The sequence below is a fragment of the Microcystis sp. M113S1 genome (assembly GCF_020246945.1).
Classification (GTDB): Bacteria; Cyanobacteriota; Cyanobacteriia; order Cyanobacteriales; family Microcystaceae; genus Microcystis.
On sequence record NZ_JADBSA010000038.1, the window covers coordinates 1 to 4830 of the forward strand.

At 43.6% G+C, this 4830-nt stretch carries 6 protein-coding genes; 1 reads left to right on the forward strand and 5 read right to left on the reverse strand.

The window, feature by feature from the left end; translation table 11 throughout:
- Positions 1-137 precede the first annotated feature (137 nt).
- The 4 genes from ctpB to IM319_RS02495 form a co-directional block, all read right to left on the reverse strand.
- Positions 138-1463, reverse strand: coding sequence for a carboxyl-terminal processing protease CtpB (ctpB, locus tag IM319_RS02480; protein ID WP_353857172.1), 1326 nt, complete (start codon positions 1461-1463; stop codon positions 138-140).
- Between the two features lie 142 nt (positions 1464-1605).
- Positions 1606-2025: an NUDIX hydrolase gene (locus tag IM319_RS02485; RefSeq protein ID WP_287684490.1), complete on the reverse strand. Its 420-nt coding sequence runs from the start codon at positions 2023-2025 to the stop codon at positions 1606-1608.
- Positions 2026-2049: 24 nt separating this feature from the next.
- Positions 2050-2409 carry a four helix bundle protein gene (locus IM319_RS02490; RefSeq protein ID WP_287078386.1) on the reverse strand — a complete coding sequence of 120 codons (360 nt, stop codon included), beginning with the start codon at positions 2407-2409 and terminating at the stop codon, positions 2050-2052.
- Between the two features lie 68 nt (positions 2410-2477).
- Complete coding sequence (locus tag IM319_RS02495) at positions 2478-3188, reverse strand: OB-fold nucleic acid binding domain protein (protein ID WP_287734511.1); 711 nt, start codon at positions 3186-3188, stop codon at positions 2478-2480.
- An 89-nt stretch (positions 3189-3277) separates the two neighbouring features.
- Here IM319_RS02495 and folD point away from each other — a divergent pair, with 89 nt between their 5' ends.
- The gene (gene folD, locus IM319_RS02500) at positions 3278-4135 is read left to right on the forward strand and encodes a bifunctional methylenetetrahydrofolate dehydrogenase/methenyltetrahydrofolate cyclohydrolase FolD (RefSeq protein WP_286824119.1); all 858 of its coding nucleotides are present in this window, start codon (positions 3278-3280) and stop codon (positions 4133-4135) included.
- Positions 4136-4273: 138 nt separating this feature from the next.
- On the opposite strand, the gene IM319_RS02505 is transcribed toward folD, so the two are convergent.
- Positions 4274-4828, reverse strand: a complete 555-nt coding sequence (locus IM319_RS02505) for a Uma2 family endonuclease (protein WP_287734512.1) — start codon at positions 4826-4828, stop codon at positions 4274-4276.
- Positions 4829-4830 lie beyond the last annotated feature (2 nt).

Below are 4830 nucleotides of genomic sequence, written 5' to 3' on the forward strand. Positions count from 1 at the left end.
CTTTAAACGGACGTAGAGGAAAGCGTAAGACTTCTGTTAAAGAAGCAGCATCCCGGGTCGCGTCAACCCCATTCAGCGACCATTCTAAAAAGGTGGCGTGGTGAGGAATCGCCGTCCGTTTTACGGCGGCGAGGATGTCAATCAGCGCGACTACTCAAAGGGTTATTGAGATTGCTAGTGCCAGGACGTTTAACACTATGGGATTGTAACAGCGAGATCGCGTGTTGATACTGGGGATCATCCTTAGTTCCCAATAAAGAAGGATCATCGCGGAAGCGCAGCTGTTGTTCCTGGGTTAACTCGATCTGCACATCGGGTTTAATGCCTTTTTTGTAGATATTTTCGCCGTTGGGGGGATAATAACGGGCAATTGTCACCGCTAAACCGGAACCATCGGAGAGGGTGTGTACCGATTGGACGGTACTCTTGCCATAAGTCGATGTACCCACTAAAGTCGCCCGGCCATTTTCTTTCAGCGCCCCAGCGAGGATTTCGCTGGCGCTGGCGGAACCTTTATTCACCAAGACTACGAGGGGTAAATCGGTAATAGCGGTGTTATTGGCGATAAATTGGCGATCACCGCCTCGTCGATCGATGGTGCTAACGATTTTGCCCTGTTTCATCCACATGCGAGCTATATCGACACTAGCAAATAGTAAACCGCCGGGGTTGCCCCGCAGATCGAGAACATAGCCGGATATCTGTTGTTGACTTAATTCCTCGATCGCCTGTTTCATTTGTTCGGCTGCGTGGGAACTAAATTCATCCAGTTTGATATAACCAACTTTCACCCCACCTTCCTCTTTGAGGGTATAGCTAACCGAGGGGATTTCGATATCTACCCGGGTCAAAGTCACTTCAAATACCTCTTGATCGGGACGGGCAAGCTGTAAACTAACGCTAGTACCCACTTCTCCCTGTAGGGCTTCCATTGCTTGTTCTAAGGTCATTAAAGCGGTGGGTTTGCCATTAATTCTGATCAGGCGATCGCCTGTTTTAATTCCCGCTTCCTTGGCGGGGGATTTTTTCACCGTATCGACAACGACCAGATCGCTAGTGCGTTTATCGAGGGCTAAACGTACCCCAATTCCCGATAATTCTCCGGAAGTTTGACTGGTGAGGACAGAAAATTCACTAGGAGTTAAAAAACGGGTATAAGTATCGCCCAAATCCTTTAAAGCTTCCCGAATTGCCGTGTAAGCTTGTTGGGGATTAGTATAATTTCTGCTTAACAATTCTTGACGTTTTTTTTGCCAATCAATTTGATGAAAACTACGATCTACAAATTCATTATTAACAATTTGCCAAACCTGGTCGATGACTGCTTTCGGGTTATCTTCTAAGGGTTTTTCCCCTTTGGCTGCGGGGGTAAGGACCATCAGGGAACTAACTGCTAGGGTAGCGATCGCACCTCCAGATAGGAGTTTCTGCACGGAAACGAACGAGGGACGCGACTGGTTCATAAAGACAAAGCCAAAATAAGATTGACGTTTCAATAAAGCCATTCAAAAAGCGGGAGCATTTTGCCTTTGAGGGAGGTGAGGAGCAGTGTTAACTACGACTTCCCTAGAGATTAGGGAGTTCCTTGTCTGGCTCTAATATCCACTATAATTCTACTTCTATAAAATCGAGTAATATCTGTCGATGAATTTTTCCTAAAGGACGAGTCTGATTAATCTTCTGGGAATAGTATTCCCCTTGAAGGATGGCAGCCGGGGGTAATAATGCCAAATCTTGCCCTTCGGTTTGCACTAATTTTTCTAATTCCACGGTCAGGGGTACATGATAAAGATAACGGGAGAGATTATCATCGTTATAAGAGCGAAAATAGCCTAAACTAGGGGCTTCGTAGTTAATTTCTTCTTTTAACTCTCGTTTTAACCCTATTTCTGGATTTTCACCCGCTTCTAAGTGACCACCAAATAAACCCCACACCCCCGGATAGAGAATCGTCGGGATGTCGTCGCGCAACTGCATTAAAAATCGACCGTCCTGTTCTAAAATCGCCAAAGCAACGAATATCATCAGTTATCAGTTATCAGTTATCGGTTATCGGGTTTTGGTATTTTCTTGGCAGGTTTTTAGAATAGCCCAAAGCATTTTACCAATTTCCTCTGCGTCATCATTGATACTTTGAAAGGCTCTTTCCTCTATGTAATTCGTGTCTTTCAATAGAGACAGCCAATACTTTGTTTCTAGACACTCCTTATAAGCTATTGACATTTTAGCTCGAAAATCAGCTTTAGAAATAGCTCCATTAGCCTCGGCAATGTTAGCCCCGATTGAAGTGCCACTCCTTAATAGCTGTTTTGACAAAATATATTCTTGTTTAGTTTCACACAAATATTTATAGCCTTTAACAATCCTAATGGCAAATTTATAAGCTTTGTCATAAGCTTTACTCTCCATCTGTTTACCCCGCTACTGATTACTGTTTACTGATTACTGATTACTGTTTACTGTTTACTGATTACTGTTTACTGATTACTGTTTTTCTCCCTTTGTTTATGGGGTAAAAAGAAAGCATCGAGGGGGTCCCGGACGGGTTTAACCACTGCGGGGGGTTTGGGGGGAATCGCTTCTGCGACGGGTTGCACGGGTGGATTGGGTTTAACGGGGGTAACGACGGGAGTTTCTGGGGGTTTTGTTTCAGCAGCGCCCGGAATTGTCACCTGTCGGGGATTTTCGAGGGGTTTAGTGGAGACTGGGGGAGAATTATTTTCTGGGGGTTTAACTTCTGAGGTGGGGGAAGGTTTAATTTCTGGGGACGGGGAAGGAGTGGGAACCGAATTAACTGCTACTGCATCCATCTGTTCTAATTCCAGCACATACAATTCGTTAACGCTTTGGGAACCCTGGGGAATAGCCTCAAAGTCAATTTTGCCCTTAATGACGATTTCTTCGCCTTGACGGGGTAATTTATTGCTATTGGTGCGAATCCAAATCTTGCCGGAACCATCCTGCAAAAGATAGGCTCCTCCAGTTAAAAAAGGGGCATAATTGCTCACGGTTCCCCTAAGATAAACTAAAGCGCCTTTTGGTTTTTCCTGTAATTGCTCGATCGCTGTTAGGGGAGGATCACCGATGTAGGGAACGGCAATACCGAGGTCAGCAAGGGTACTACAACCGAATAACCCTAGCAATAATAATAAACTGCCGATGCGCCCTACACGAGTCTGAATAGACATTCTTGCTTTAACCTTAACGAGTGCGATTAGCCAATCTTTTTGACCATAGAATGGATCCGAAAGATTTTTGTTCTCGGTATTATCATAGAATGTCCGTAACTACTTGCCAAATTCTCGACGGGAAAGCCTTAGCTCAAAAAATCCAACTTGGTCTAGGAGAGCGCATCCAGAGGCTAAAATCTCAAATGGGACGACCTCCGGGGTTAGCGGTGTTGATGGTGGGGGATAATCCCGCTAGTGCCGTTTATGTCCGCAATAAGGAGAAAGCTTGTACTAAAATCGGCATGGCCTCTTTTGGTCGTCATTTTCCCACCGATACAAGTGAACTAGAAATTTTAGCGGAAATTGTCCGTCTCAATCAAGATGAGCGGGTGGACGGGATTTTAATTCAATTACCCTTACCTAAGCATTTAGATGCGGTTTCCCTTCTCTACCAAATTGACCCGAAAAAAGATGCTGATGGCTTACATCCTCTCAATTTAGGCGGTTTAGTGCGGGGTGAGGACTGTATCCGCAGTTGTACTCCTGCGGGGGTCATGGCACTGCTGAAAGAATATAATATTCCCATAGCCGGTAAGCACGCGGTGGTGCTGGGTCGCAGTATTCTAGTGGGGAAACCTTTAGCTTTAATGTTATTGGAGGAAAACGCTACGGTAACTATTGCTCACTCGCGCACAGAAAATCTGGCAGAAATAACCAGAAGTGCCGATATTTTAGTACCTGCTGTCGGTAAAGCTAATTTAATCACTAAAGAGATGGTAAAACCCGGTGCAGTGGTAGTGGATGTGGGGATTAATCGCGTCGCTGACCGTTTGGTGGGCGATGTGGACTATGCTGGGGTTTTAGAAGTGGCTAGTTATCTTACTCCTGTCCCCGGGGGTGTCGGTCCGATGACGGTGGCAATGTTATTAAAAAATACATTGTTAAGTTACGAACGCAAGTTATAAATCCGCAGCTACCAGCTATCAGCTATTCAGTAATTCTATGGTGAGGTACGAATTTTTCGTTTTGGGGAGTCGGTCGTCGGTCGTCGATACCAAATTAGGTTATACTTTCTCTTTATGAGAAACGCTCTATAATTTAATTTAACAAATATTACCGAGTATTTCAATTAAAGTTAACTCTATTTCTGGAAAGGATTCAATAAAAATACTTTCACCTCGATAATATTTCTGAATAGCTTGATAACTACCATGCAGCGGATGGCGATAAACTTCTAAACATTCTTCCTTGAGATTGACAATCCAAACTTCTTTAATATTTGCTTCCGCATAAAGAGGAATTTTAGTATAGCGATCATAATCGATGGTAGAATCAGAAACTTCAATAATTAAATAGATATCTTGAGGACAAGGATAGGCAGCAACATAAAAATCCGATCGAGGTATTAGTAAACTTAAATCTGGTTCTGGTTGAGAATTATTATTTAATCTAATCGGATTTTGTACTCCTAAGAGAATAAGATCGCCAAATTTTTGATAAAGTAACTGTGTTAATCTAGCTATACCAGCAGCATGACGGGTTCCCATCGGTGACATTTTGATAATTTCTCCTCGAATTAATTCCACTTTTTCATCGGGTTTGATTATTCCCTGGGTTGTCATTTTTTCGTATTCTTCCACCGTAAACTTACGGGTAATCA